Raw genomic sequence first — 26,248 nt, forward strand, 5'->3', positions numbered from 1 at the left:
AGCTAACTTATTTATTTTCTTGCAAAACATCCTTTGGTGTCTTGTACTTTTATTCTGTATTCAGTCTTTTTTTCTAAATTCTCAATAATGGTAGTTGGTCCTGTAAAGGTTATCCAATTTCTATAAAGTGTTACACTAGTACCATTAACTTCGTAAATTATATATTTATACTTATTGGTTTCTCCGCTAGTAATAGCTAATTTTATTTTTCCGTTTTTTGCACCAGCACAAGTTTCATTACTAAATTTAGTTGCTGTAAAATTTACATTTTCTGCTGGTAATATTATAAATGGATTATCTGGTTTTGGAAACTCAAGACTTGCCCAACTAGGATCAGTTGAACTAATTTTACCCGTACCTATTAACGTTTGATATTTAAGTTTATATTTTCCTGAGGGTAATTTTCCTTTCCAAGTATAGCTATATGTTCCATTTAAATTATCTATTAAACTTGTTATTTCTTCTTGACCATTTTGTGGAATATCATAATTATTAGGTAAAAACTCATAATATAATGTAGCTATTAACTTTTCATTAGGGGCCAAATCTCTATCTATAGTAAAAGTAAATACCCCATCATCTTTATAATTACATGTTGTTTTTTGAGGAATAGGGATACCAACCAATCCAGGTGAGCATTCTGTTAATTGAATTGTATAATTCTGAATAGAATATATAACTTCACTAGTAAAAAGCGCTGTAAATTTAAATCGTAATTGCAGGTTACCTGTGAATTGATTACGCCAATCATTTCCAAAAACATCTAATAAACTTACATTTAATGGATATCTATCTTGAAAATTAGGGAGAGTCTCCCAACGATTAGAAGCATTCATATACTCCCAAACTATACCTTTTATATTATGATCAACTCCATCCGAATGTTGAGGGAATAATTCTTGTTTTTCACATCGTCTATCTATTGGGGCTTCTATTTTTGGTAATAAAACAGCATGATAACTTAAAGGTAAACAACTAAACGGCTCAATATCGGCTTCCACCTCTATCTTATCAAAAAAAATAATCCTATTGAAAAACTCAATTCCATCACAATGATCAAGATATTGTCCACATGGACCTCCACAATCATTACTAGGATCGTCATTATAAAAATGAATATAATCTAATTTTATATCAACTGATGTGTCTACTAAATTATATTTTCCTTTATAATAAGACAAACTGTACCAAGAATTGTCATATCTACTTGAATACCCTTCTGTTGATGAGTTTAAAACATACAACTCGGATTGAGAAAAACCAGCAAAATATATTAGTGAAAAGAAGATATAAATTATTTTTACTTTCATAATGTAACCTTAGTATTTCACTTCAATTTTTTTGATAGCACCTAAACTACCATCAATAAATACAGGCCTAAAAATATAATTATATATATTATTAGGTTTTACATCTTCATCTGCAACTCTATTAATGCTTGGTAATACATTTCTTAGTAAAGACATTTTATCATTTTTACTACCTTTATATATCATAATTTCAACAATAGCCTTTTCATCTATCACTTTCCAAAACAATTCTATAAATCCATTTTGTTTATCTACATAACTCCCAATATTTTTAACACCAGTTAATAGCTTAAACCTTGGTACTTCAATAGTTATTGATTTGGTGTTTATAGATTTTAAATTACTTTCATCTACCGCTTTTATCAGGTAATTATAATCCGTTGCTCCTTCTACATTAGAATCTTGCCAATCTGTATATTCAATTTTAAGTGAATCTTTAGGCAAAGTTGCAATTAAATTATAGTTAATACTGTCTCTAATTTTTCTATAAACTTCGTGTCTTTCAACATCATTACTTTGACTATTTGCCCATGTTAAATACACATTTTCTTTACTAACTTTATAAGAAGTTATAACAGGAGGAGCTGGCGGTATAAAATCGGGCTTCTTTAATGTTAAAATATCCGAATATTTAGACATATTAAAACGTTTATCTACCGCTACCACTTTATAATACACTTTATTATTAAGACTTTTAACAGATACACTATCATAAAATGTAGTTGCTACATGTGGCTTTACTGTTAGCTGACTGTATTCTTCGTTTTTATTATTTCCTTTAAATATTCTATAACCCAACATATCTGGCTCTACATTTGCTTTCCAATTTAAAGTAACAACCCCCAAACTATCTACTTTACCTTCTAAGCCTACTGGCTTTACTGGTGGTATAGAATCTACAGGTTGAACCAGTACAGGGTATGAGGTTCTACTATTACCTTGTTTACCAATGGCAGTAATTGTAAAGTAATTTGTAGGATCTAATTTATCGTATTGTATTTTTCTAGTTTTAACAGATATATTTCTAATTACTGTTTTGTAATTTCCATCTGCTTTGTTACTTTTATTCAGTTCAAATCCCTTTATAAATTTATTACCTTCTTTTAAAAATTCCCATTTAAGGAGTACACTTTTATTTTCATTAACGACTTCTTTTGTCTTTATTCTTGGTACATAGGCTAAAACTTTCACCGCTTTTCCTGAAATCACTTCTGATGCTGGACTTAATTCACCAAAAGGTGTCCTACCTTTTACTCTATAATAATATGTTTTGTTATTTACTATAGAATCGATATAATAAATTCTTTTACTATTAGTTTTCCCTCCACTATTTAGTGTTGTATAAGGCAATTTATTAACTTTACTAAACAATTCCCCATCTTCTGAACGCTCTATAAAGTAGCTATTATACTCTCGCTTATAAATTGCATAATTCCAATTTAACATTACTTTTTTATCTGTAAAAATAGCTGCCAAATCTACTGGTTTAGGCAATTTAGTATAGTCTTGTAATCCTACAAAAACACCGCCATCTTTTATATCTATCTCATTTTTAGGTACTAGAGAAAAAACTTTATAAACATATTTTTCAGTAGCTTTTACATTAAGGTCTTCAAAACCTAAACCTGCAAGTTGTGCTACTTTAAAATCCTGATCAGCAACATACAACCCCCAAGTAAACCGTTGTTCTTGTTCTTGAGACATATTAATTATACCTTGTAGCGTACCAACTCCTTCTACATTAAAACTTTCTCCAAATAATGATTGTGCCATTACAGCCGCATTACTATTGCTCTTCATTATTTTTAACCACTCTTCTTTTTGTGCTGGTTTAAAAACGCCTAAATCTTTTTCTATAGGTTTTGATAGCGATTGACCAGCAATACTAATTGTATATCGTTTAACCTTATAACCATATTTACTAAGTTTTCTATAAGCTATTGGTGTTGTTGGTCCCCATCGTAACATTATTTTATTACTAGTAAGTGGTCTTGCCAAAACCATTATTTCATTTTTTTTAGAAGATTTTTGAGAAAAACTTAGTTGAACTAACAACATAAAAATCAACAATAAAATATTTTTTTCTTTTTTATAAAACAACATTAAAAAGGGTTTTTATATTTAAATATAGCGTTAGTTCCCAAAATATTCCCTGGCATAACGTACTGCATTTTTACTTTATATTTACCTGTTCTAATAGCAGGAAAAATACCATTAATTATATAGTTATATTTTTTAATTTGTGTTGAGTATTGACTAGGATAATTCAGGTACTTATTTACAACCTTATATTGTATATCAATAAAATCTTTTTTATAATGATATGGTAAATTGTATCTAAACGGTATTCTTGAATCTAATGAAGAAAAAGTAGGTTTTTCTCTTAAATACGGTATATACCATGTTAAAACATCGATTCCTTTCTTAGGAGGAATACCCAAATCATTTACATTTCTGTTTACAGTAAACTCTTTTTCTAACGGATATTTATCATAAATTAACTGATGTATTCTGTCTTTATAATAAGAATCCTCTAAAGTTGCTTCTACTGCAATTAATGCTTCATTACCTGAATATTTGTTACCTTCTAATTCCTCAATACCAAATCTTTCAGACTTTTTAACATCCGTTTGTATAGCATGTACATCTGAATAAATAGGTTCTAAGTAATGCTGAACAACATTCTTATCTCTTATTTTTTCTTTAAAAGTGTCATACTTACTTGTTGTAAAATTATATTTTAAAATTTCAGTTTCTGCATTATTATTTACAACAGTTTGTACCTCCTTATTTTTTATTTTTATAGTATTCCCTTCTTGCCCTGTGTTTTGTGAAGTATAAGTAACCCCGTTTTCTGAAGTTTGTTGACCATCTAAATAACTTACAATATTTAATGTATACTTTTTAGTATTATTTAATTTACTTAAATTAAAATTAACTTGTCTATTACCCTTATCATAAGAAACAGTATTTGCTACAACATGACCTGATTCATTATTATATCTTACTATTTGTTTCCAATTTGTTTCAGGTGAAAATAAATAAGGTTGTCCTCTTTTTAGCTTTACATACCCTTGTGGACTTTCTTTTTGATAAAAATAAGATTGTTTTATTACAGGATATGAATAAACAATATTTTTTGTTGGAATATAATCTGGTGCTGTGCCTGTTGTAAACGTTCTTTCTTCAATTTCTTGTGCTTTTTTTCCTTTATTCATAAGCGTAACCCAAGTATCATTTTTTAACTCTTGAAAACTAACCGCAACTTTTACTTTTATTGTAGATTTTGGGGGTAGTACATCAAAAGATATAAAATTAACGACATCGTTAGATGTATTCCACTCCAATTCACCCGTTATAACATTTCCTTCCTTTGTTACCGAAAATTCATCTAATAAAATTCGATAGGTCTTTACTCCTTCATCATCTTCTAACTTAAAAGGCTTATTTATTTTCATATTAAATGCTGCTTGAGGAGCTATAAAAACATCCATTTCTTTAGCATTATTATTTGGCGTTACACCTGAAATAATTTTCATACCTCCTAAAGGAGCACCTCCAATTACTTCACATTCATCACCCAATTCTATCTTAAATCTAAATCGGCCACTAATCAAACCACCTAAAACACTATAATGGCCACCAACATACCCCCTAAACCAAGCAGGGTTAGGCAATTTAGCTTGTAACAGCACAGCTGCTCCAGCTTTTAAAATAGGGAATTTACCTTTATAAAACCATAAATTTACTTTAATACCTAACTCACCTTCTACATAGGCATATGCCTGCCCGTTTGCATACCATCCGTCAATACCTATCTGTCCACTTCCTTTACATGCTGTTTCACCATAATCTTTAATCATTATATCAAAACCAACTCCTGCTCTAAGACGTGCATAAAAAATTAAGAAATTTAAATCTCCTGTATCCACACTTACATCCATTCCAATAGCAAAACCTCTACCGTCTCCTAGTGCATTTAGATCTCTCATGTAATCTAAACTATTTAAATTAACCCCTAAAATATCTGCTACTGCCTGTGGTGGTGGTGGGCTACCTGGTATTTTATCACCAATCATTAAGTAAGTCGTTGCTTTTACACTTAAAGCCCCAATACCAAACTTTAAACCTATACGGTCTTTTGGAGTTCCCATATGCAAATACCAACCATCTGGTCCGGTATGAAATACAGCCCAACCAGCTCTACCTCTATCTCCCACACCTTCAAGTATACCACCTGGCGTATTTAAATACACCTCCATTTCACTATGAAAAGAATGATTAACAAAATCCATTTCCATAGAAAAATGTGCATCTATACCTACATCAAAACTTAAACCATCTTGCGGGAAAGAAACCTTACTATATTCAACTAAATTCGTTTCTTTTAATTTTTGTATAATTTTATTATGTTCTCCGAAATCATTAATTTTCTTTTGCATTTTCGTAAGCTTCTCTTTAAACTTATCTCCAAACGGAATATCAATCGCTTTCATAATATGTCCTTCTCCAAAGAAGAATATTCGGTTTAATCCACCATGGCTATTAAAAGCCATTTCAAAACCAACTTTTCCGTTAAACGCTTTTTCGTTACCTAAAGCAAAACCAACCATAGCTCTAAACCCTAAACCAGATTTAGCATCAGGAACATAATCCATACCTGAAGGTGGTTTCGGAGTTTTTACAGCAATTGCATTTCCTTCTTTATCCACCTCTCCTTGGTACACTAATTTAGGTGGTATAGATTTTTTTTTCATATGATAATAAGCTCCCCCACCAAAACCATTAACCTCTACAATTCCAATAGTTGGTTTCGTTGGCATTCCTGATAAATCTGCATAAGCATCTACATACCAATATCGTACATCTGTTTTTCCAAACCAAGCTGTTGCTTTTACATTTATATCATTAAAATCAGCTTCTAATTCACCATAAAACCCATTACCATAAACTGGGTCATTATCCTTTATATCAACTAACCCTCTAAATTTAACACTTCCGAGATCGGCCTCTATTTCTATTTTATGTAATTTAATTTTTTTAAATTTCCAAGTATGTATCTTTTCTTTATTTTCGAAACTACCAATCACTTCTAAATCAGTGTTCCCTGCAAAACCTTTACTCATTAAATTTACATCTAAAGTAAACTTTAAAGCTGCTATTTTATCGTTTGTAGTAACACTTACATCTGATATCGTTACAGGAAAATTAGAGAACTTATTAACTATTCCCTCATACCCCATATAATCAACAGAAATATGTGGTGATTCTGTTTGTAACTGTAAGTTCTCAAAAGTAATTCCCTTAAAATCAACCAACTTCTTACTAGATCCACTACCTCCTTTAATAGTTAAACTACCATATAAATTTGCTTTCGGCCTAAATTTACCATCTTTAACTTTTAAAGTGATACTAGAATTAGATTTTAAATGCGCCTGTGCCATAAAAACAGGAAAATGTAATCCTTCCTTAGAAATAGGTTCTAAAGCTAAACTATATTCGTCATTACCAACATCAATTATAGCTGTATATTTAGCGGCTTTTCGTAAACCTTTTACCAATTCTGTTTGATTTATAATATCTTCTTTAGTTACTTTACCAGATGTAGGTAATCCAACATGCCCCCCGAATCCAGCTCCAGTTAATTTACCTGCCATAAAAGAAGCATATAAATCTGTTACTGAAATTTGCCATCCAGACGCATCCCCATCTTCTATATCAAAAAGATTTTTCACTCCAAATTCACCAGTAAGCCCCTCTCCATCAATTAAAAAATTTTCAGCTAAAATTTCAATTCTATTATTCTCATTTCTCTTACGAAACTCTGTTGGTAAAATAACATTTACTTTCTCGATAGATATTCCTTTCCATAATTGTTCATTTCCTTTTATTAAATACTTCTCTTTATAGTTTTTAGGAAACTTAACTTTTTCTGAGTTCCTAAGATCACTAAAATCAAAAACAGCATTTTGTACATCTATTATTAAACCTCCTTTTCCTTTCTTATTGCCTTTTGCATCAGCCTTTGCTTTTTCATTTGTTACTTGAAAAGGATAATTAAAATCTACTTCTGCTAAAATATCATTCCAATCTGTAGCTGTTGTTTTAAAAGAGCCCCTTACTTTCGCTTTTTTATCTTTTAAAGGCATATAGTTCTTTTCAAGGGGCTCTACTAGGTCCCTTGAAAGCACAACGGCTCCTTCTACACCAATCTTCTTAATTCCAGAACAATCAATAGTAATGTACGTTTTATTATCTATTGCACCAGTTTTCATATCAAAACCACCTTTTAATTCTAATAAAGCTTTATTTCCATTTATAGGTATCGCAACATCACCTAATAAAGAAATATTCATATCTCCATAAATACCTCCTTTATGTGAAATTTTAACATTATCAGCTCCAAAAAAAAGTTCTCTTTGCTTTCCATTTACACCAATCTGGGCAATCACCAACTTTACAAATAAAGTTACCTCTGTATAATTGGGATAAAATTTAGCTTCGCTAACCCCCATTGTAGTAGTATATTTTCCGAATTTTTTCTTTACTCCAACCGGTAAACTTATCATATCATCTGCACCTAAAACACCGACATAACTACCTGTTTTTTCAATACTATTAATTAGTGCTTTAGCCTTCTTTTTTATACTATCTCCTTTGGCACTTAACGAATAATTTTCATTTACATAATTATAATCTAATTCACCTTTTACATTTGAATTAAATGAAAACACTCTAGATAGTTCTTTTTTTATTGAAGTACTATCTATGGGAATAAAGTTATTATTAATACTGTAAGAAAGAGTAGTGAAAGAAAAAATAAAGAAAAAGAAAAGTAGTTTTTTTTTCATAGTTTTATAAGATTTTTAATACATAGCGATTGCAAAAATAGTGTTAATTTTTCACTTTAAAAAAACACATTAACAAAACACATTACATCTTAACAAATTACTTTAGAGACAGCTAAATAGAGTATCTATTCTTAAAATAAACAACCTTAATACCTGCATAAGAAGCTTATTTTATAAAAATCATCCAAATAAAGAAAAAATACTTTTCATAAAAATACATCTACGAATAAAAAAAATACTTTTCCTATAACTGTACAATAATTACTATAATTTATAATAAAAAACTCCCCAAATTGGGAAGTTTTTTTTGTAATATTATTTATAAAAGCTAAATCTTAATTCTTTCCTTTTTTTAATAATTGAGGGAATTTACGTTTAAAACGGTTCAACCTAGGTATTGAAACATTTTTTACATATGGGTTTTCAGGATGCAGACGTTCATAATTTTGATGATATTCTTCAGCAGGATAAAATTTTATAACCCTTGTAACTTCTGTAACTATTTTACCATTATATATTTCTGTGTTTAACTTTTTAATTGTGTCCTCAATAATTCTCTTTTCATTTACCGTACTATAAAAAGCGATAGATCTATATTGTGATCCATAATCCGGATGTTGTCCATTCTTAGTTGTTGGGTCATGAGACCCGTAAAATACAGCTACTAATGTTTTAAAGTTTACTTTTTTAGGGTTGTAATATACAGCTACAGTTTCAGCGTGTCCTGTACGACCTGTTCCTATAGTTTTATATGTCGGATTCTTTGTATGACCACCTGCGTAACCAGAAACAACTTCCTCTACCCCTATTACACTTTCAAAGACTGCTTCTACACACCAAAAACATCCACTTGCAAAATAAGCCTTTTTTAATTCCTTTTTTTCCTTATTTACACCCTCTACATTTTTTATTTTTTTACTTTTAAAACCAAGTAAACTAACAAGAATAACTAATAAGGTAAGTATCTTTATTAATTTCATATATCATATTTTATACATCTTAAGTCGTATAAATATAATTATATTACATATTAAAAGTGAAAATTTAGATTAATAATTCCTACATTAGAGAAACCACTATCTATCCATTTTTTGTTTGCTTTCTTATCAAAACTTCCATTATCGACAACAAAGTTATACTTAATAAAAATACCTGGTTCTGTACTTATACTAAAGTGTTTAGAAATATTAAACATTATCCCTAAAAAACTATTTCCTAAGGCAGCCCCTAAATGCTTATCACTCTCTTTAATATGATGATACATACCACCCAACTCAAAACCATAATAAAACTCCCACTTTCGGGTTCTCTTAAATAGTTTATCATATCCTATTTTAACTCCTAAATCAACCGTTCCTCCTTCACTTGTATCTAAATTATAATTTAAACCTAAACGGTAATGATATTTCTTGTTTTTTTTAAATCTATATGTTAATAAATACGCATTCTTGTCCGTAGGAAAAACTGAGTTTATAAATCGGGATGCAGTAATACTTACTTGATGTTTACTATCTCTTATATCCAAAAAAGAATCGCTCTTTTGAGAAAGAGCGATTTTATATATAGTTAAAAAAAGTAGTAGAACTATTTTTTTTGAACAATTCATTAATTAAAATATTTTTTTGTAATTTCTTCGATTCTCTTAGTAAAGTCACCAAAATAAACTTCAGCACTCTCCTTTTCACCATCTTTAAAAGTCATATTAAAAGGAAAATCAGCTTTATCATCGATTGTTATATCAGATATTTTAATATCATTATATAATAATTCGCTATCTAAAATCGTATTAATTTCATTTGTTGATAATTCTTTTATTTTTTTCCCTAAAGCTTTTACTTTGGTAACATCAAAACTATATGTAACTTTTAAGTTATTGTGAGAAAAATAACCTTTTATCTTCTTAATATCATTCTCAATACTTGAAACATTACCATAATCTGAAGTATTTAACTCTAAATCAGTGTTAAATGTATATCCACAATCACCTCCTGATGATAATGAATAAGTGAAGTTAAATTCAGTTGGAGATACTCTATTAAATTTAAAAGAATTTGTAAAAGGGCTTGTAAAAATATGAATATCTGCTTTTAAAGGCATAGAAAAATTAGTATTCACATCATATATTACTTCTTTTATATCTATTTCAAAAGTTTTAACATTATCTACAGTTACTAATAAATGTCCTTTTGTAGGTAATTTTACAATTTCATTTGTATAACTAACCTCTATATCTTCATAACTGTCAACAACTAGTACTGCATTATTTAATGTACCTGTATGAACCGATGGGAAATTTAATTCTATAATTGAAGCATCAGCAACTTTTGTCCATTTTTTCTCAACAATACCCCAAGAATATTTACCTTTTAATCCATTGTAATTAAACCCATTATCTTTATTAAAAGGACCAAACTGTTTATCAAACTGTTCCATTGTAAAATTAATCCACGATTCTGATTCAGTATATGAACCCCATGAATAAGTATGGGTTGTTTCTACATCTTCTTTTATAATAGCTTTGTAAAAGAAATCAGAAAAACCTCCATCTGCTAAGGTTTCCAAACAGCTATAAAAACTATCCATATTAGCTTTTATATTCTTTTTATCTTCTTCAACTGTAGTAAGAGTTGCTATGTCTGGCTCATTATTTTCTGTACATGATACAACAGTTAAAAATACAGCAACAAACAACATTAATAAATAATTAATTTTTTTCATAGTATAATTTTTTTTTTAAATTCAACTGCGAATTTATAATAAATTATTCTTGTTTATATTAATTTTTTATTTTTTTATGAATTCTTTTTTTCTATTTTTGTTATACCTAAAATAGTATAAATCAATGGAGCATTTTATAGTATCGGCACGTAAATATCGTCCTCAAGTTTTTGAAGATGTAGTTGGGCAACAAGCCATAACAAATACGTTAGAAAATGCTATAAAAAATAACCATTTAGCACAAGCTTTACTTTTTACAGGACCAAGAGGTGTTGGTAAAACATCTTGTGCTCGTATACTTGCAAAACGAATAAATCAAGAAGACGCTGATACAAATATTGATGAAGACTTTGCCTTTAATATTTTTGAATTAGATGCTGCTTCAAACAATTCAGTCGATGACATTCGTAGCTTAACTGATCAAGTTCGTATTCCTCCTCAAACAGGAAAATACAAAGTTTATATTATTGATGAAGTACACATGCTTTCTCAAGCAGCTTTTAATGCTTTTTTAAAGACGTTAGAAGAACCACCTGCACATGCCATTTTTATTTTGGCTACTACAGAGAAGCATAAAATTATACCTACTATTTTATCTCGTTGTCAAATATTCGATTTTAAGCGAATTGGTGTTTTAGATGCTAAAGAGTATTTAAAAACTATTTGCGCTAAAGAGAATATTACTGCCGATGACGATGCATTACATGTTATTGCCCAAAAGGCTGATGGAGCTATGCGTGATGCTTTATCTATTTTTGATAGAGTTGTTAGTTTTTCTGGTAGTAATTTAACTCGTGAAGCTGTTACTCAAAACTTAAACGTATTAGATTACGATGTATATTTTAATATTACTGATTTATTAGTTGACCATAAAATACCACAAGTATTAATGGCATTTAGTGATGTTTTAGGTAAAGGATTTGAAGGGCACCATTTTATTAATGGCTTAGCATCACACTTTAGAGACTTATTAGTAGCAAAAGATGAAGCAACCATATCTTTACTAGAAGTAGGAGACAATACTAAAAAGAAATATTTAGAGCAAGCCAAAAAGGCTAATATGCAATTTCTACTCCCTGCTATTGATAAAGCTAATGATTGCGATTTAAAATACCGAGGCAGTAAAAACCAACGATTACTGGTAGAATTAACCTTAATGCAAATAGCCTCTATCAATTTTGATGGAGCAAAAAAAAAATCTAACAACTACATAATTCCTGCTACATTTTTTACTTCTTTATCTCCATCTGTAAAAAAGAAAACAGTACCTCCTATTGTAAAACCCACTGAGACAGCTGAAGTTAAAGCAAAAATTCAGGCTCCTTTAACTAAAGTTGTTGCTGAATCAACAAAACCTTTATTAAAGAACATAAAACGTCGTGCCTCTTCTTTATCTTTAAAAAGTATTCATCAGAAAAAAGATGTAAAAACGAGTTTTAATGAAGATGAAAATTTTGAAAATCACCCAAGAACTCCTTTTACCCATGAAGAACTTAAGGATGCATGGAAAAAATACTACTTTAAATTACAAGAGCTTGGTGAACGTAGTATTGCTGCTATCTTAGCCTCTAATGAACCTCAGTTAGGAAAAAATTATGTAATAATTTTTTCTTTACCTAATGATTTAATGAAAACACAATTAGAACGAGGTAAACCAAAACTTACTGGTTTTTTACGTGAAAAATTAAATAATTACGGTATTCAAATTGAGGTTGCTGTTAATGCAATTGCAGAAAAGAAGTTTGCATACACTCCGCAAGAGAAATACAATAAACTAAAGGAAAAAAATCCGTTAATTGAAAAGCTTAAAAATACTTTTGGCTTAGACTTATAATAATCTCTTCATTTAATTCTCTTTATTTTCGATTATTTGTTTATTTTTAAGCCTTTCAGATAAAAACAGATCTATTGCAAGAAATACATAAAATTTTAATTGGTATTGCTTTTTCTCCTAACTTAAAAGCAAACTTATTTGAAACAATAAGGCTATCTAATATGTTTAACGCTCAATTAGTTGGTGTACATGTCGGTAAAAAATCTATTGAAAAAGAAAACCAATTACAAGAATTATTAAATGAAGCCCCAAAATTAGAACTTCCTTTAAAAACAATTTGGCAAGAAGGTAAACCTGTTGACGTTATTCTACAAACGTCAAAACAAGAAAATGTTAATTTACTAATTCTCGGTGCACTACAAAAAGAAAAATTATATAAATATTATGTAGGCTCAATAGCTAGAGAACTTACTAGAAAAGCTCCCTGCTCAGTATTATTACTTATAAGACCCGCTATAGAAAGAGTACCTTGTAAACACATTGTAGTTAGTGGTTTGCAAGATCACAAAACAGAAGAAACCATTAAGACAGCTTTTAATTTATCACAAAAATTAGATTGTAAAAGAGTTACAATAGTTGAAGAAATTAGTCAAACTGAATTAAATGTAAAGGTTAATGATGACATATCATTACGTAAAGCAACATTAGAAAAAGAACGCATGCAGAAACGCGAAGATGCTCGTGTAAAAAAAATGCTTCAACATATAGATACAAGTGATATTATTATAAAAACACAAAGTATTTTTGGACGTAGAGGTTATTCTATAGGTCATTATGCAAAAATTAAAAGAGCTGATTTATTAGTTATAAGTGCTCCTAAAAAAACAGGAATATTAGATCGAATATTTCCTCACGATTTAGAATATATATTATCAGAATTACCAACCGATGTTTTAATAGTTAAGTAGATGGGAAAAGGGTTTAAAACATTTTTAAGTGAAATACCTCAAAATATTTTTGCAGGTTTCGTTGTTTCGCTAATAGCACTTCCATTAGGTTTTGGTTTAGCATTAGCTTCTGGGGCACCTCCTATTTCGGGAGTTATTGCTGCAATAGTTGGAGGTACCGTCGTTGCAATTTTAGGAGGTTCTAATGTAACTATTACTGGACCAGGTAATGGTTTAGTAGTTGTTCTACTAGCCGCTATAACCACTTTAGGTGCTGGAGATATGCACCAAGGTTATTTATATACCCTAGCTGCTATTGTTATTTCGGGAATAATAATGATAATTCTTGGTTTTCTTAGAATGGGTGCTTTGGGAGATTACTTTCCATCCTCTGCTATTCAAGGAATGTTAGCTGCTATTGGTATTGGTATTTTTGCAAAGCAATTTCATGTAATGCTAGGTAACTTAAACGCTAAAGGAAGCATAATTAATTTATTAATACAAGTTCCTGAAGCTATAATAAACTTTATAAAAACTCCTGACACTAGTGTTCTATATGCAGGCTTGGTAGGTATTATTAGTTTATTAATAATGATATTTTATAGTAAAATACGTAATAAATATTTTCAGCTTATCCCGGCTCCTATGTGGATTGTTGTTTTAAGTATTGGTATGTATTATTATTACGACTTATTCTCAACAGATGTTTATCCTATTGATAAGGCTTTATTAATAAATTTACCTAATGATGTATTATCTAGTTTTGCTTTTCCAAATTTTAGTAAAGCTTATAGTTTTGAATTTATCAACGCAGTAATTGCCATTACTTTAATTGCAAGTATTGAAAGTTTACTTAGTATTAAAGCTGTAGATAAATTAGATACTTTAAAAAGACGTTCTAATGTTAATAAAGATATTAGAGCTTTAGGGTTAGCAACTGTAATCAGCGCCTTTTTAGGAGGTTTAAATGTTGTGACGGTAATTGCTCGTAGCTCAGTAAACGTAAATAATAAAGGTAGTAATCGTTCTGCAAACTTTTTTCATGCAACTTTCTTAGTTATATTTATTTTGCTTTTTGCAACAGAACTTCGTAAAATACCTTTACCTGCATTAGCTGCTATTCTGGTGTATACTGGCTATAAATTGGCTTCTCCTGAAAATATTAGAAAAGTATTTAAAATAGGAAAAGAGCAACTAATTATATTTTTTGTCACCTTATTAACAACCATAGCAACCAGTTTAATTACAGGTATCTTAGCTGGAATATTTATCACATTCATTATTCATGTTTTCATCAATAAAAACCTGATGCTTTTTATTAGAAATCTATTAAAACCAAATGTTTTAATGTTTAAAGAAGATGAAAAATATTATGTTTCTGTGAAAAATTTCTCTAGCTTTTTAAACTATACAAAACTAAAATCTAAATTAGATCAGATACCTGAAAACGAAGAAGCAATAATTGATTTTTCTTTGTGTGATTTTATAGACCATTCAGTAATGGAAAACCTTAATAATTACGCTGAAACATTTAAACGTAAAGGAGGTCATTTTGAAGTAATAGGCTTAGATGGTTATAAAACTGGAAGCGAGCACCCATTTGCATTGCGTAAGAACATTCCTGTTCAATCTGAAGAAAACACTGATTCCAATAGTTTAACAAAAAGACAAAAATCATTACAAAACATTTGTAATGAATTAAAATGGAACTATGATGCTTTACCTAAAGAAGCTGTTACCGAAATTCCTCATTTTGGTTATTTTAAAACACGACAGATAAGCAAAGTATCAAATATCTTATCAAATGAAAACTGTACATTGTTTGATGTTGAATTTTCTGAAGGTGAATTAATTGCAAAACAAATTATTAAAGTAACAATGATGTACATTGATATTGCTAAATACACTCCTGAATTTACTTTAGATAAAGAGGGTATTTTCGAATATATTTATCATTTTGCTGGCTTTAAAGATATTGATATTGAAAACCATCCTGACTTCTCTAAACGATTTTACCTTTCTGGAAAAAATGCTTCTGAAATAAAAAAATTCTTTACTGATGAGCTTGTTTTATTCTTTGAAAGTAATAAATATTACCATATTGAAGGAAACCAAAAAGGATTGTTAGTAATTGGTAGAGAACGATTAGCTGGTATTAAAGAAATTAAAACATTAGCCGATTTCGGAGTTCGATTGAAAAAAATTATTTGTGTTGAAAATATCTAATTATACCTCTTAATATTATTTATAAATATGAAAATATCTTAAAGTAAAAAAAATGTAATAAATGACTAATATTGAGAGAGAAGATATTCAAATAATAGGTAGGCATAGTAATTGGTCAGAAAAAAATATTGAAATAGTATTAAAAAAGGATGTTTATAATAATAAAGCTTCTTGGCTAAAATTTATAAAAATACTTTTTATTAGTTTAGGCATTGGTTTTACAACTGCTGGAGTAATTTTTTTCTTTGCTTATAATTGGGGTGACTTACACAAGTTCGTAAAAATAAGTTTAATTGAAGGTTTAATTATAATTACAACTTTAATTGTAGTTTTTTCTAAAATCAGCTTAAATATTAAAAACATAATCCTAACAGGAACCTCAATGCTCGTAGGTGTTTTATTTGCTGTTTTCGGACAAATATATCAAACAGGTGCTAATGCTTACGACTTTTTCTTAGGTTGGACTATGGCAATTACAATTTGGGCCATAATTTCTAACTTTGCCCCATTATGGTTACTGTTTATCACTTTAATAAACACAACAATAATATTATACACAGAGCAAGTAGCACAAGATTACTCAGAAATTTCTGTGCTTTTATTACTCTTTATAATCAATGTTGTATTCTTACTATTTGCTTTATTTTGTAAAAAGAACATCAAAGAAATTGAACCACCAATTTGGTTTACAAACTTAATAGCATTGGTTGCTGTTACTTTTAGTACAATAGGTATTTGTAATGGAGTTTTTGAAAAACAACAAACAAATTTCATCTTATTAATAATAATTACATCAATAATATATGCTATTGGAGTTAAATATGGTTTAAAAGTAAAAAGTGGTTTTTATCTCTCAATAATACCTTTTAGTATTATCATTATTACTTCTTCTTTTCTTATAAAATTATCAAATGATGCAAGTATGTTTCTTTTAATCAGTTTGTTCGTTGTTTCAAGTATAACATTAGTTATTAAAACTCTAATTAATCTACAGAAAAAATGGAGAAATTAATTAATAAAAAAGAAATATTAGATAGAGTTCGTTTCTCTGAAGGAGAAAATTTCCAATATGATGAAGAAGCTATTCTTAAAGAATTTAAAATACAAGAAGATAACAACTCTAGTTTAGCGATTAAAATACTTTCTATTTTTGGTGGTATTTTAGCTACTATTGCCTTTATAGCCTTTCTGTTAATCGCTGGATTATACAATTCTGAAATAGGATTAGTATTATTTGGATTCATATTTATAGTATCTGCTATTTTACTTAATAAAATTTATGATAAACTTATTATAGATACTTTTAGCGTTTCTTCATATGTTATTGGTAATATATTACTGGTTTTCGGATTAACAGAAATGAATTTTGATGAAAATATTATTTCAGGTTTAATTTGCCTTATAGCTATATCCTCTTTATTTATCACACAAAATTATATTCTATCATTTATTGCGATATTAACCGTTAACTGCTGTTTTCTTTACTTAATTACCTTTTATCATGTATATGATATTATACATTTATATATTGGACTTTCTATTTTAATTCTTACATATTTATTTTTAAATGAAGCGAAACTAATAGCTACAAATATAAAAATATCTAAATTATATGCTCCTTGTAGAATAGGCTTCATAATTTCTTTACTAATTGGGCTTATAGCTTTTGACAGAGAAAATTTATTTTTTATATCACAAAATAATATATGGTTATCGTCCATAACACTTATAATTGTTAATATATATTTAGTTTACATCATTTTAAAAATTATTGAAGTAAAAACTCTCACAAATAAATTAGTTATATATACACTTACTAGTTTAATTCTGATATCTTTAGTTTTAGCTCCAACTATATTAGGAGCTATTACAATTATATTGTTAAGCTTTCTTGTACAATATAAAACAGGGTTAGCAATAGGTATAATTTCATTTATATATTTTATATCTCAATATTATTATGATTTAAATTTCACGTTATTAACAAAATCAATAATCTTATTTTCATCAGGTGTCCTATTTTTATTATTATATATATTCACGAATAAATACCTTCTTTCAGATGAAAAAGTATAAATGGACGATTGTTCTTATTAACCTTATCGTTTTACTTTGGCTATTTAATAACTCATTGCTTAAGAAAGAAACATTATTATCTGAAGGCAAGTTAATTTTATTAGAATTAGCTCCTGTAGACCCTAGATCATTAATGCAAGGTGATTATATGACTTTAAATTATGCTATTTCAAGAAATGTCAATTACGATAGTATTTCTAAAAGAGGATTTTGTGTTGTTAAGTTAGACGAAAATGGTATTGCTCACAAAGTAAGACTACAAGACAATAAAAAACCTATTAATAATAATGAATATCTTATAAAATATACATTAAAACAGTGGAGAGGTATAAATATAGGAGCTGAATCTTTCTTTTTTCAAGAAGGTAAAGGAAAAAACTATGAAACAGCTGAGTATGGCGGAATAAAAATAGATAATAAAGGTAATAGTCTATTGGTTGGGTTATATGATGGGAAACTAAAAAAAATACAATAAAAGTACTTTAAATATTCAATAAAAAGTGTTTTAGTTTTTTGAAGCTAAATAGTATTACAATATTTCTATAAGTCGTATTTTTTCATTGCCCAAATTATCAATTACTGTAATTTTATGTTTCCCTTTTACGGGCACAATTGCTTGTTCATGATATTGACTTGTATTCCCTATAAAAACATCATTTAAGTACCAGTATAAAGTAGCGTCTGCACTGGCATGTGTTACTTTTAATATAATAGCATTTACTTTATTATCTACTCCTTTTGTTAAAGATATTTTAGATCGGTATTTTGTTGGAAACACAAAATCCATTGTATTATTCCCTAACAAACTACAATCACTTCTATAACTAGGCAATACACTATAATTAGCATTTTTTTGTTTATAATAATGAGCCATTAACGGAGGTAAAACAAACCATGTTTTTGTTTTCATATTAGTTACTGACTCACAATTAGAATTTACTTGAAATTTTTCAGTAACATCAACAGTTATTTGTTTATGATAAGGACACGATTTTGCTCTTACGCCATTTTTAGGAATCTTTTTTATGATCGATTTACAAATAGGCAATGCCAAATAGCCACTTTTTTCACAAACACTTTCTTCTATTAGTGCTTCAAAAGGTTCTAAAAACCAATCTGATTTTGGCAAAACATCAAAAATGTTAAATAATAAAGGAGCTGCACTACCTACCCCTGTTAAATCAGGTCTCCCTTCTCCATCAGAATTACCAACCCAAACACCAACCACATATTTTGGAGTTACTCCAATTGCCCAAGCATCTTTGTAACCAAAACTAGTACCTGTCTTCCACCCTATTTTCTGAGAAGAATCAAAGTATTTCCATGCCTGATCGGTATATGGTCTATTAACTTCCGTTAACGTATTTAACGTTGTATAAGCAACACCAGCATCAATATATTTATAACCTTTATGAAGAGTTCCATAATTTAAATTTGAGGAATTGATATAACTAGGTTCAATAAATTCATTTGAATAATACTTATGTTTTGTAATTTCAAAGTGATTTATAATACCTGCATAGCCTGCAAAAGTTTTACATAAATCCCATAAACTAGCCTCAGCTCCTCCTAAAATTAATGATAACCCATAATAATCAGCCGATTTATCTATATCATAAATCTTGTAGTCTTTTAAATCTGCTCTAAATTTCTCTAATCCATATGATTGTAACATACGAACTGCTGGAATATTCAAAGAGCGAGTTAAAGCTTGATTTACAGGTACAGCTCCATCAAAAGTTAAATCGAAATTTTTAGGAGTATAACCTGCTATTTCAGTAGGTACATCTGCAACTAATTGCGTAGGTAATATAGCTCCCGATTGCAACATTTGTGCAAATAAGAATGGTTTTAAAGTACTTCCTGTACTTCTTGCTGAAACAACATTATTTACATTTTTTTGATGTGCTTTATCTGTTGGTGAATTCCCTACATAACTAATTACTTTCCTAGTTTCAATATCTAATACCAACACTGCCATATTATAAACCTCGTTTTGTTTTTGACGTTCATAATGTTGTTTTACCAAATTATTTACTTGTTTTTGTATATGTATATCTAAAGAGCTTTGTATATATTTTCCTTGATGTTTTTTCGCAATTTCTTGCACAAAATGAGATGCTATTTGTGGTAATACATATGGTTTTTTTGGTAATTCTTCTTCTAAAGCCAATTCGTAAGTAATTTTATCAATCACTTTTTCTATATGTAACTTTTTAAGTAGCCTATTTCGTTTTTCTTTTAATTTTTGTTGATTTTTCCCTGGATAAATTAACGAAGGAGCATTTGGTAATACCGCCAATGTTGCTGTTTCAGCCCAAGATAACTGATATGGTTGTAAGCCGAAATACCTCCAAGATGCCATTTCTAACCCTACGACATTTCCTCCAAAAGGAGCATGAGAAGCATATAATTTTATTATACTTTCTTTTGATAACCGAAATTCCAATCGAGTAGCCAATACCAACTCTTTTATTTTTTCTAAATAAGAACGTTTTTTATTCTTTCGTGATAATCTAATTACCTGTTGTGTAAGCGTACTTCCTCCACGAACAACTCTTTTTGCTTTTATATTTTCAACAAATGCTTTTCCTATAGAAATTGGATTAAAACCAAAATGATGATAAAAATGAACATCTTCAAACTGTAAAATACACGCTTCAAACTTTTTTGGAACCGAATCTAACTCAGGAAAACGCCATTGACCGTCTGTTGCTATAACAGCTCCTAATAGTTCATTGTTTTTTGCTGTAACAACGGTTGATGTCGGTGTTAAAAATAATTTCTCGGGTAAACACAAATAATAAGCAATCATTAACATACTTATAATGATTGCTTTTAATTTATGTTTTTTTAATAAAAACAGGGTTATTTTCATTTGCAATTTTTCTATTTCAAAAATATAAGTTTACAGTTAATTATAAACCATAAGTAAGTTATATTTTCAGCTTATTAAATATTATATATTTTACACTATTTTCATCAATAGGCATTCCTTTTTTACTAAAAGAATATTACAAACAAACCTGCTTTTGTTTATTTAAATTTTACACATAAAAAAACACCTTTTTTAAGGTGTTTTTTACGAGTATTTTGTTTTAAAAAATAATTAACCTATTGTTCACAGGTATTATTATCTTTAATTTCTTCAATAGATGGGTTATAAACGTTTCCATTAATATCTAAATCTAATGAAGCATCAGTATTCAAATAATTTTGTAAGGAACAAAATGAAACTAAATTATTATTATTATTAATTTTAAACTGTTCTTCAATTTTAGTTAAATTTTCTAAGCCTGTTAAACTTTTTAGTGAAGCATTATTCCCAATATTAAAATATCCTCCAATTTCTGTTAAATTATCTAAGCCTATTAAGCTTTCTAGTGAATTATTAGACCAAATACCAAAGCCCCTCTCAATTTCTGTTAAATTTTCTAAGCCTGTTAAGCTTTCTAATAAAGTATTATCCTCAATATTAAAATATCCTCCAATTTTTATTAAATTTTCTAAGCTTGTTAAGCTTTTTAGTGAAACATTATGCTCAATAGTAAAATATCCTCCAATTTTTGTTAAATTTTCTAGACCTTTTAAGCTTTCTAATAAAGTATTATTTTCAATCCTTATTTCTCCAGCAGCTGTTAAATCACTAAAAGTCTCTAAGTTTATTAAATCTGTGTCTTTAATGATAAAATCTCCTCCTACTACAATCAAATTATTTAAATATTCGATACTACTTGCTGATACATCAGATATCAACAAATCACCCATAATAATCTCGTATTCTCTTTCTTCAAATAGTTTAACAATATCAGCATGTACACTTGAGTGTATAATTAAATCGCCTGGAAAAATTTTATTTTCCGACATAAAATTATCCAACCCTATTTTTACTTCCGATAATTCTGTTTCAAGATCGTTTATATCTTTATCAGAATTAACCATAGCTTCTTCAATACTATCAATTTTATCTTTAAATGAATTAAGTAATTGCGTATTTGTTTCAACCAAACCATCAAGATTTTCAAGTGATTGTTTAATTGTGTTTACTTTTTCTATTAATTCCTTTAATTTTGCAACATCTGCTTCTAACAACGTAGTTCTCGTTTCTAAAGAGGAAACTTGATTTTGAAGATCATCAAGATCATTTGAGTTACACGAATTAAAAATTGTGAGAGAAATAATCCCCAAGACAAAAAGTTTTACTGTTTTCATAATAATTAAATTTTAGGTTTTTTAGTATTTTGCCTAAAAAAAGTACAGTAATAGTTCATAGCATTTTTAGTAGACAATTTTTTTTTGGTGAATATATAAAATAATAATTAAATTAGTTGATTCAAAACCATGCTTTTATATTAAAATTTACCCATAAATATTCTTTATTATAAATAACCCTAGGCATTCTCTCTCTATCTCCTTGTTTTTCTCTTTTTACATTAAAAATTGATAGTAGTTAGTATGTAGCTGTGTATTTTAAAAGTATAAAATTTACCGTTAATTATAAACCATAAGTAAGTTATATTTGCAGCTTATAAAATACTATGAGTTTTACTTTACTTTCATCACCCTTACAAGGCTTTACTGATTTTCGTTTTAGAAACGCACAACATAAATACTTTGGAGGTATTGATACTTATTATGCTCCATATATTCGGTTGAATGGAAAAATGAAAATTAAATCGAGTTATGAACGTGATTTATTACCTGAAAATAATGATACTTTAACAGTTATACCACAAGTAATTACGAACGATGCTGATGAGTTTTTGTTTGTAGCAAAATATGTACAGAGTTTAGGTTATAAAGAATTGAATTGGAATTTAGGCTGTCCGTATCCAATGGTTACAAAATCAGGAATGGGCTCAGGATTAATTTGCAACCCTGCAAGAATTGATGAAATATTACACAAAGCACATAATGAAACTGATATTTTAGTTTCTATGAAAATGCGAATGGGTTATGAGAATAGTGAAGAGATATTGCACTCCTTCCCTATTTTAGATAAGTATCCATTAAAAAACATAGCTATTCATGCTCGAATAGGCAAGCAACTATACAAAGGTGGCGTAGATTTAGATGCTTTTCAAAAATGTATAGATACTGCTAAACATCAACTATATTATAACGGAGATATTACTAGCATAGCTAGTTTTAAAGCGATGCAAGAACGTTTTCCAAGCATTACTCATTTTATGATTGGTCGTGGCTTAATTGCGGATCCCTTTTTACCACAAATGATAAAAGATAACACAACCGAATATCCAAAAGATAGATGGAAACGTTTTGAAGCTTTTCATGACGAAATTTATAACCAATACGACGCTGCTTTATCTGGACCAACTCCTATAAAAATGAAAATGTTAGGTTTTTGGGAGTATTTTTCTAAGTCATTTGCAAACCCGCAGAAAACATATAAGAAAATTAAAAAGGCTGGAAACCCTAAGAAGTATCAAGCTGCTGTTAAGGAAATATTAAGTAGTGAGCGATAATTTCATTAAAAAAACTCCTATTTCTAGTTATTAGAAATAGGAGTTTTTTTAATTTATAGAAGTAATTAAAAACTTATTCTACCAATTCTTTAGCTTTATCTAAAAGGTTTACACCTGTATCTTTAATATCATTTCCTACTTCTTTTAATTTATCTACAGATGTGTATTTGTTTAAATTATTTGTCATTTCTTTAAACCGATCTATAACAATAAACATTTCTTCAGTATGTGGCACATTTTGTTCTTTCATTATCTTTTCCCAATCTACTTTAGCTAAGATAGAAAACATGTACTTTGTTGCTATTTTACTTAAAAAATACTTGTCATAAAAACCATTTAATACACTCTCTGGTTTTCTATTTTTTAAATATACAATAGCATCGTCTATTTTACCTTTATCATCTGATGATAACAAATTACTTGTTTTCAATTTAACTAATGATGTTATTGCTTTTTCACTCTTGTTATTCTTTAAATACAAATAAGTTTCTATAGACCAAATAACTTCATTATCTAACCCAATTTCTTTTGAATCTTTTAAAAATACTTCAAAATCTTCTAAAGCTCTTTCTTCATCAACTTTTCTGTCCATCATTAACCTATCAAAAGCTCTAAATAAATGATTTAATGAATGAATAGCTAAATGTGTTTTCTCGTTATTTAGATCCCCCCATTGAAACATAGACCTAGTGTATGGCAAGTCAATATTTTTGTTATTGTCTAACCAATTTATATTTCTTGATATTTCATCTTCAGATAGGTAATACAATCCTTTTTCAAAAAACAAAAAACCTCTAAAATACTGTAATAATGTTTTTATTTCTGTATCAGGTAATAATTCTGGCTTGGTTTTAGAACATTCATATAAAGAAACTTCTTTACCCAAATCTTTACTTAAAAGAACAATAGCACTTAAAACAGTATGTTCTAAATTCTGAACTACTTCTTTTTCGTTTCCAGAATAATAAGGTCTTTTTTTACTAATAGAATCTCCATAGATTACGTTAAAAGCATCTAATAATGGAGGAAATATATCTTCATCAGTTTTCATGATAAATTCCTCCATTTTTCTATAATCTCGATAAATAGAAATATATTCAAACAATGATATGTTGTCAGCATTTTTAAAATCATGACTCATTAACCGCTTAGATATTCTATCTATATCCGTTTTAAAAGATTTAAACTCTGTAGAGATAGTGTCCTTAGTAATTGCAGATCTTATTAAAATTTTACCAAATTTATAAGGCATAACTTTATATGAATCTAAACTTTCATTTAGTGTTTTCTTATCTATTTCTAATAATTCAGCATCTGTTTTCTCTTTATTAGAACAACTAATAAATACATTAATAATAAATAATAGTAAAAAAAATCTTTTCATAGTTTCCAACAATAATTAACACCAAGAGTTACTTAAATTTAAATAATTACGCTAAAGTAATACGCACTTTCTTGTTCTTTAAACGAGTATTATTTAAATTCTCTATTAACTTTTTAGCCTCTGATACAGGTACAGATATAAAAGCACAATCTTGTTTTAACTCAATAGCTCCTAATTGATCTTTTGCTAAATTCCCTTTTTTAAAGAATAATCCAGCAATATCTCCTTTTGATATTTTATCTTTTCTTCCTCCCGAAATAAATAAAGTTTCCCAGTATTGAGGTTTTAATTTTTCTTTATGAGAAATATCCTCATTAGGTATATTTTTAAGAAACTCTGGTAAATTTTCTTTTTGCCATTTTAAAATATAAGCAGTTCCTTTTGCATTTACTCTTGCTGTTCTACCGTTTCTATGCGTAAATTCTTCTATTCTTTCTGGTAATTCGTAATGAATAATGTATTTCATTTCAGGAATATCAATTCCTCTTGCTGCCAAGTCGGTTGCAATTAATACCTGACTTGTACCATTTCTGAATTTTATTAATGAACGTTCACGATCTCTTTGCTCCATTCCTCCAGAAAAACAACTGTGTGCTATTTTATTCTTAGATAAAAACTCACTTACATGGTTTATACTATCTTTTAAATTACAAAATATAATTCCCTGCTCATTTCCTATGTGTTTTAATAAATCAATTAAGGTTTGATTTTTATTTTTTATAGGAGAAACAACCGTTTTTAAAGTTAATTGTCTAGATTTTTTTCCTGTTAGATAGTTTAATACTGTTGGATTATTTAAACGTACAAATTCAGGAATTTCGGTCTCTTGTGTTGCAGATGTTAAAATTCGCTTGCTAATGTTTGGTAATTGATTAATAATACCTCTCATTTCATACTCAAAACCTACCTCTAACGATTTATCAAACTCATCTAAAATTAAAGTTTTAATACTATCTTTAGAAAAACGATCGTTTGCAAAGTGGTCTAAAATTCTACCTGGTGTACCAATTAAAATACTTGGTATATGTTTTAATTCAGTTTTGTCTTTCGTCATTGAACGCCCTCCATATACAGCGTTTACTTTTAAACCAGTTCCCATTTCGCGAATTACTTGTTCTATTTGAATCGCTAATTCTCTTGATGGCACCAAAATTAAAGTTTGAATTTCTTTATTATCTGGTTCAATCAATTTTAATGCTGGCAATAAAAAACCTAGTGTTTTACCTGTTCCTGTTGGTGAAAGTATTACTGTATTTGCTGTTGTTTCTATTACTGAAATGGCTTTTTTTTGCATTTCATTTAATTCATAGATATTTAATTTTGCTAAAATATCCTCTTGTGTTTTCACTGTAATTGCCATAATATTTAAATATCTATGAAATTTTTATTGACTGCAAAGATAGGTAGTCTTTTACAGCTTATTAATAATAATAACTATGAAGTTCTTTAAAATCGATTGTAAAATACCTAACTTTT

Annotated in this window: 17 protein-coding genes; 7 read left to right on the plus strand and 10 right to left on the minus strand. The window is 28.5% G+C overall.

Annotation, left to right across the window (positions count from 1 at the left end; translation table 11 throughout):
• Positions 1–11 precede the first annotated feature (11 nt).
• From CXF68_RS15325 to CXF68_RS15350, 6 genes are all read right to left on the minus strand, one after another.
• Entirely contained in the window at positions 12–1,310 is a 1,299-nt protein-coding gene (locus CXF68_RS15325) for a hypothetical protein (protein WP_101045996.1), read from the minus strand.
• Positions 1,311–1,319: 9 nt separating this feature from the next.
• On the minus strand, positions 1,320–3,413 hold the full coding sequence (locus tag CXF68_RS15330) for a hypothetical protein (protein WP_101045997.1): 2,094 nt from the start codon (positions 3,411–3,413) through the stop codon (positions 1,320–1,322).
• The gene (locus tag CXF68_RS15335) at positions 3,413–8,161 is read right to left on the minus strand and encodes a hypothetical protein (protein WP_101045998.1); all 4,749 of its coding nucleotides are present in this window, start codon (positions 8,159–8,161) and stop codon (positions 3,413–3,415) included. The genes CXF68_RS15330 and CXF68_RS15335 overlap by 1 nt, the downstream gene beginning before the upstream one ends.
• A 335-nt stretch (positions 8,162–8,496) precedes the next feature.
• A complete protein-coding gene (msrA, locus tag CXF68_RS15340) occupies positions 8,497–9,141 on the minus strand; it encodes a peptide-methionine (S)-S-oxide reductase MsrA (RefSeq protein WP_101045999.1) in 645 nt (214 codons plus the stop codon).
• 50 nt (positions 9,142–9,191) lie between these two features.
• Positions 9,192–9,767, minus strand: a complete 576-nt coding sequence (locus tag CXF68_RS15345; protein ID WP_101046000.1) for a hypothetical protein — start codon at positions 9,765–9,767, stop codon at positions 9,192–9,194.
• On the minus strand, positions 9,767–10,879 hold the full coding sequence (locus tag CXF68_RS15350; protein WP_101046001.1) for a hypothetical protein: 1,113 nt from the start codon (positions 10,877–10,879) through the stop codon (positions 9,767–9,769). Before CXF68_RS15350 ends, CXF68_RS15345 begins: the two co-directional genes overlap by 1 nt.
• A 124-nt stretch (positions 10,880–11,003) precedes the next feature.
• On the opposite strand from CXF68_RS15350, the gene dnaX reads away from it, so the two are divergent.
• From dnaX to CXF68_RS15380, 6 genes are all read left to right on the plus strand, one after another.
• The gene (gene dnaX / locus CXF68_RS15355) at positions 11,004–12,713 is read left to right on the plus strand and encodes a DNA polymerase III subunit gamma/tau (RefSeq protein WP_101046002.1); all 1,710 of its coding nucleotides are present in this window, start codon (positions 11,004–11,006) and stop codon (positions 12,711–12,713) included.
• A 74-nt stretch (positions 12,714–12,787) separates the two neighbouring features.
• Positions 12,788–13,621: a universal stress protein gene (locus CXF68_RS15360; RefSeq protein WP_101046003.1), complete on the plus strand. Its 834-nt coding sequence runs from the start codon at positions 12,788–12,790 to the stop codon at positions 13,619–13,621.
• Positions 13,622–15,826, plus strand: a complete 2,205-nt coding sequence (locus CXF68_RS15365; protein WP_101046004.1) for a SulP family inorganic anion transporter — start codon at positions 13,622–13,624, stop codon at positions 15,824–15,826. It begins immediately after the preceding gene.
• Between the two features lie 61 nt (positions 15,827–15,887).
• Positions 15,888–16,838, plus strand: coding sequence for a DUF2157 domain-containing protein (locus CXF68_RS15370; protein ID WP_101046005.1), 951 nt, complete (start codon positions 15,888–15,890; stop codon positions 16,836–16,838).
• Positions 16,826–17,902, plus strand: coding sequence for a DUF4401 domain-containing protein (locus CXF68_RS15375; protein WP_101046006.1), 1,077 nt, complete (start codon positions 16,826–16,828; stop codon positions 17,900–17,902). The genes CXF68_RS15370 and CXF68_RS15375 overlap by 13 nt, the downstream gene beginning before the upstream one ends.
• Complete coding sequence (locus CXF68_RS15380) at positions 17,889–18,377, plus strand: GDYXXLXY domain-containing protein (protein ID WP_101046007.1); 489 nt, start codon at positions 17,889–17,891, stop codon at positions 18,375–18,377. The genes CXF68_RS15375 and CXF68_RS15380 overlap by 14 nt, the downstream gene beginning before the upstream one ends.
• Positions 18,378–18,431: 54 nt before the next feature.
• Here CXF68_RS15380 and pbpC read toward each other — a convergent pair whose 3' ends face one another.
• Both pbpC and CXF68_RS15390 read right to left on the minus strand, forming a co-directional pair.
• Positions 18,432–20,780, minus strand: a complete 2,349-nt coding sequence (gene pbpC / locus CXF68_RS15385) for a penicillin-binding protein 1C (protein ID WP_101046008.1) — start codon at positions 20,778–20,780, stop codon at positions 18,432–18,434.
• 236 nt (positions 20,781–21,016) lie between these two features.
• The gene (locus CXF68_RS15390) at positions 21,017–22,114 is read right to left on the minus strand and encodes a hypothetical protein (protein ID WP_101046009.1); all 1,098 of its coding nucleotides are present in this window, start codon (positions 22,112–22,114) and stop codon (positions 21,017–21,019) included.
• A gap of 326 nt (positions 22,115–22,440) precedes the next feature.
• Between CXF68_RS15390 and CXF68_RS15395 the strand changes: the two genes are divergently transcribed.
• A complete protein-coding gene (locus CXF68_RS15395; RefSeq protein WP_101046010.1) occupies positions 22,441–23,388 on the plus strand; it encodes a tRNA-dihydrouridine synthase in 948 nt (315 codons plus the stop codon).
• Positions 23,389–23,461: 73 nt separating this feature from the next.
• On the opposite strand, the gene CXF68_RS15400 is transcribed toward CXF68_RS15395, so the two are convergent.
• Positions 23,462–24,772 (minus strand): short-chain dehydrogenase, encoded by a 1,311-nt coding sequence (locus CXF68_RS15400; protein ID WP_101046011.1) that lies wholly within the window; start codon positions 24,770–24,772, stop codon positions 23,462–23,464.
• Between the two features lie 46 nt (positions 24,773–24,818).
• A complete protein-coding gene (locus CXF68_RS15405) occupies positions 24,819–26,132 on the minus strand; it encodes a DEAD/DEAH box helicase (protein WP_101046012.1) in 1,314 nt (437 codons plus the stop codon).
• Positions 26,133–26,248: the final 116 nt, after the last annotated feature.

This window comes from Tenacibaculum sp. Bg11-29 (genome assembly GCF_002836595.1).
GTDB lineage: Bacteria > Bacteroidota > Bacteroidia > Flavobacteriales > Flavobacteriaceae > Polaribacter.

What these genes read in the sequence shown, in the direction of transcription:
- CXF68_RS15325 (WP_101045996.1), bottom strand. Translation starts at nt 1,310, where the DNA reads ATGAAAGTAAAAATAATTTATATCTTCTTTTCACTAATATATTTTGCT.
- CXF68_RS15330 (WP_101045997.1), bottom strand. Translation starts at nt 3,413, where the DNA reads ATGTTGTTTTATAAAAAAGAAAAAAATATTTTATTGTTGATTTTTATG.
- CXF68_RS15335 (WP_101045998.1), bottom strand. Translation starts at nt 8,161, where the DNA reads ATGAAAAAAAAACTACTTTTCTTTTTCTTTATTTTTTCTTTCACTACT.
- msrA (WP_101045999.1), bottom strand. Translation starts at nt 9,141, where the DNA reads ATGAAATTAATAAAGATACTTACCTTATTAGTTATTCTTGTTAGTTTA.
- CXF68_RS15345 (WP_101046000.1), bottom strand. Translation starts at nt 9,767, where the DNA reads ATGAATTGTTCAAAAAAAATAGTTCTACTACTTTTTTTAACTATATAT.
- CXF68_RS15350 (WP_101046001.1), bottom strand. Translation starts at nt 10,879, where the DNA reads ATGAAAAAAATTAATTATTTATTAATGTTGTTTGTTGCTGTATTTTTA.
- dnaX (WP_101046002.1), top strand. Translation starts at nt 11,004, where the DNA reads ATGGAGCATTTTATAGTATCGGCACGTAAATATCGTCCTCAAGTTTTT.
- CXF68_RS15365 (WP_101046004.1), top strand. Translation starts at nt 13,622, where the DNA reads ATGGGAAAAGGGTTTAAAACATTTTTAAGTGAAATACCTCAAAATATT.
- CXF68_RS15370 (WP_101046005.1), top strand. Translation starts at nt 15,888, where the DNA reads ATGACTAATATTGAGAGAGAAGATATTCAAATAATAGGTAGGCATAGT.
- CXF68_RS15375 (WP_101046006.1), top strand. Translation starts at nt 16,826, where the DNA reads ATGGAGAAATTAATTAATAAAAAAGAAATATTAGATAGAGTTCGTTTC.
- CXF68_RS15380 (WP_101046007.1), top strand. Translation starts at nt 17,889, where the DNA reads ATGAAAAAGTATAAATGGACGATTGTTCTTATTAACCTTATCGTTTTA.
- pbpC (WP_101046008.1), bottom strand. Translation starts at nt 20,780, where the DNA reads ATGAAAATAACCCTGTTTTTATTAAAAAAACATAAATTAAAAGCAATC.
- CXF68_RS15390 (WP_101046009.1), bottom strand. Translation starts at nt 22,114, where the DNA reads ATGAAAACAGTAAAACTTTTTGTCTTGGGGATTATTTCTCTCACAATT.
- CXF68_RS15395 (WP_101046010.1), top strand. Translation starts at nt 22,441, where the DNA reads ATGAGTTTTACTTTACTTTCATCACCCTTACAAGGCTTTACTGATTTT.
- CXF68_RS15400 (WP_101046011.1), bottom strand. Translation starts at nt 24,772, where the DNA reads ATGAAAAGATTTTTTTTACTATTATTTATTATTAATGTATTTATTAGT.
- CXF68_RS15405 (WP_101046012.1), bottom strand. Translation starts at nt 26,132, where the DNA reads ATGGCAATTACAGTGAAAACACAAGAGGATATTTTAGCAAAATTAAAT.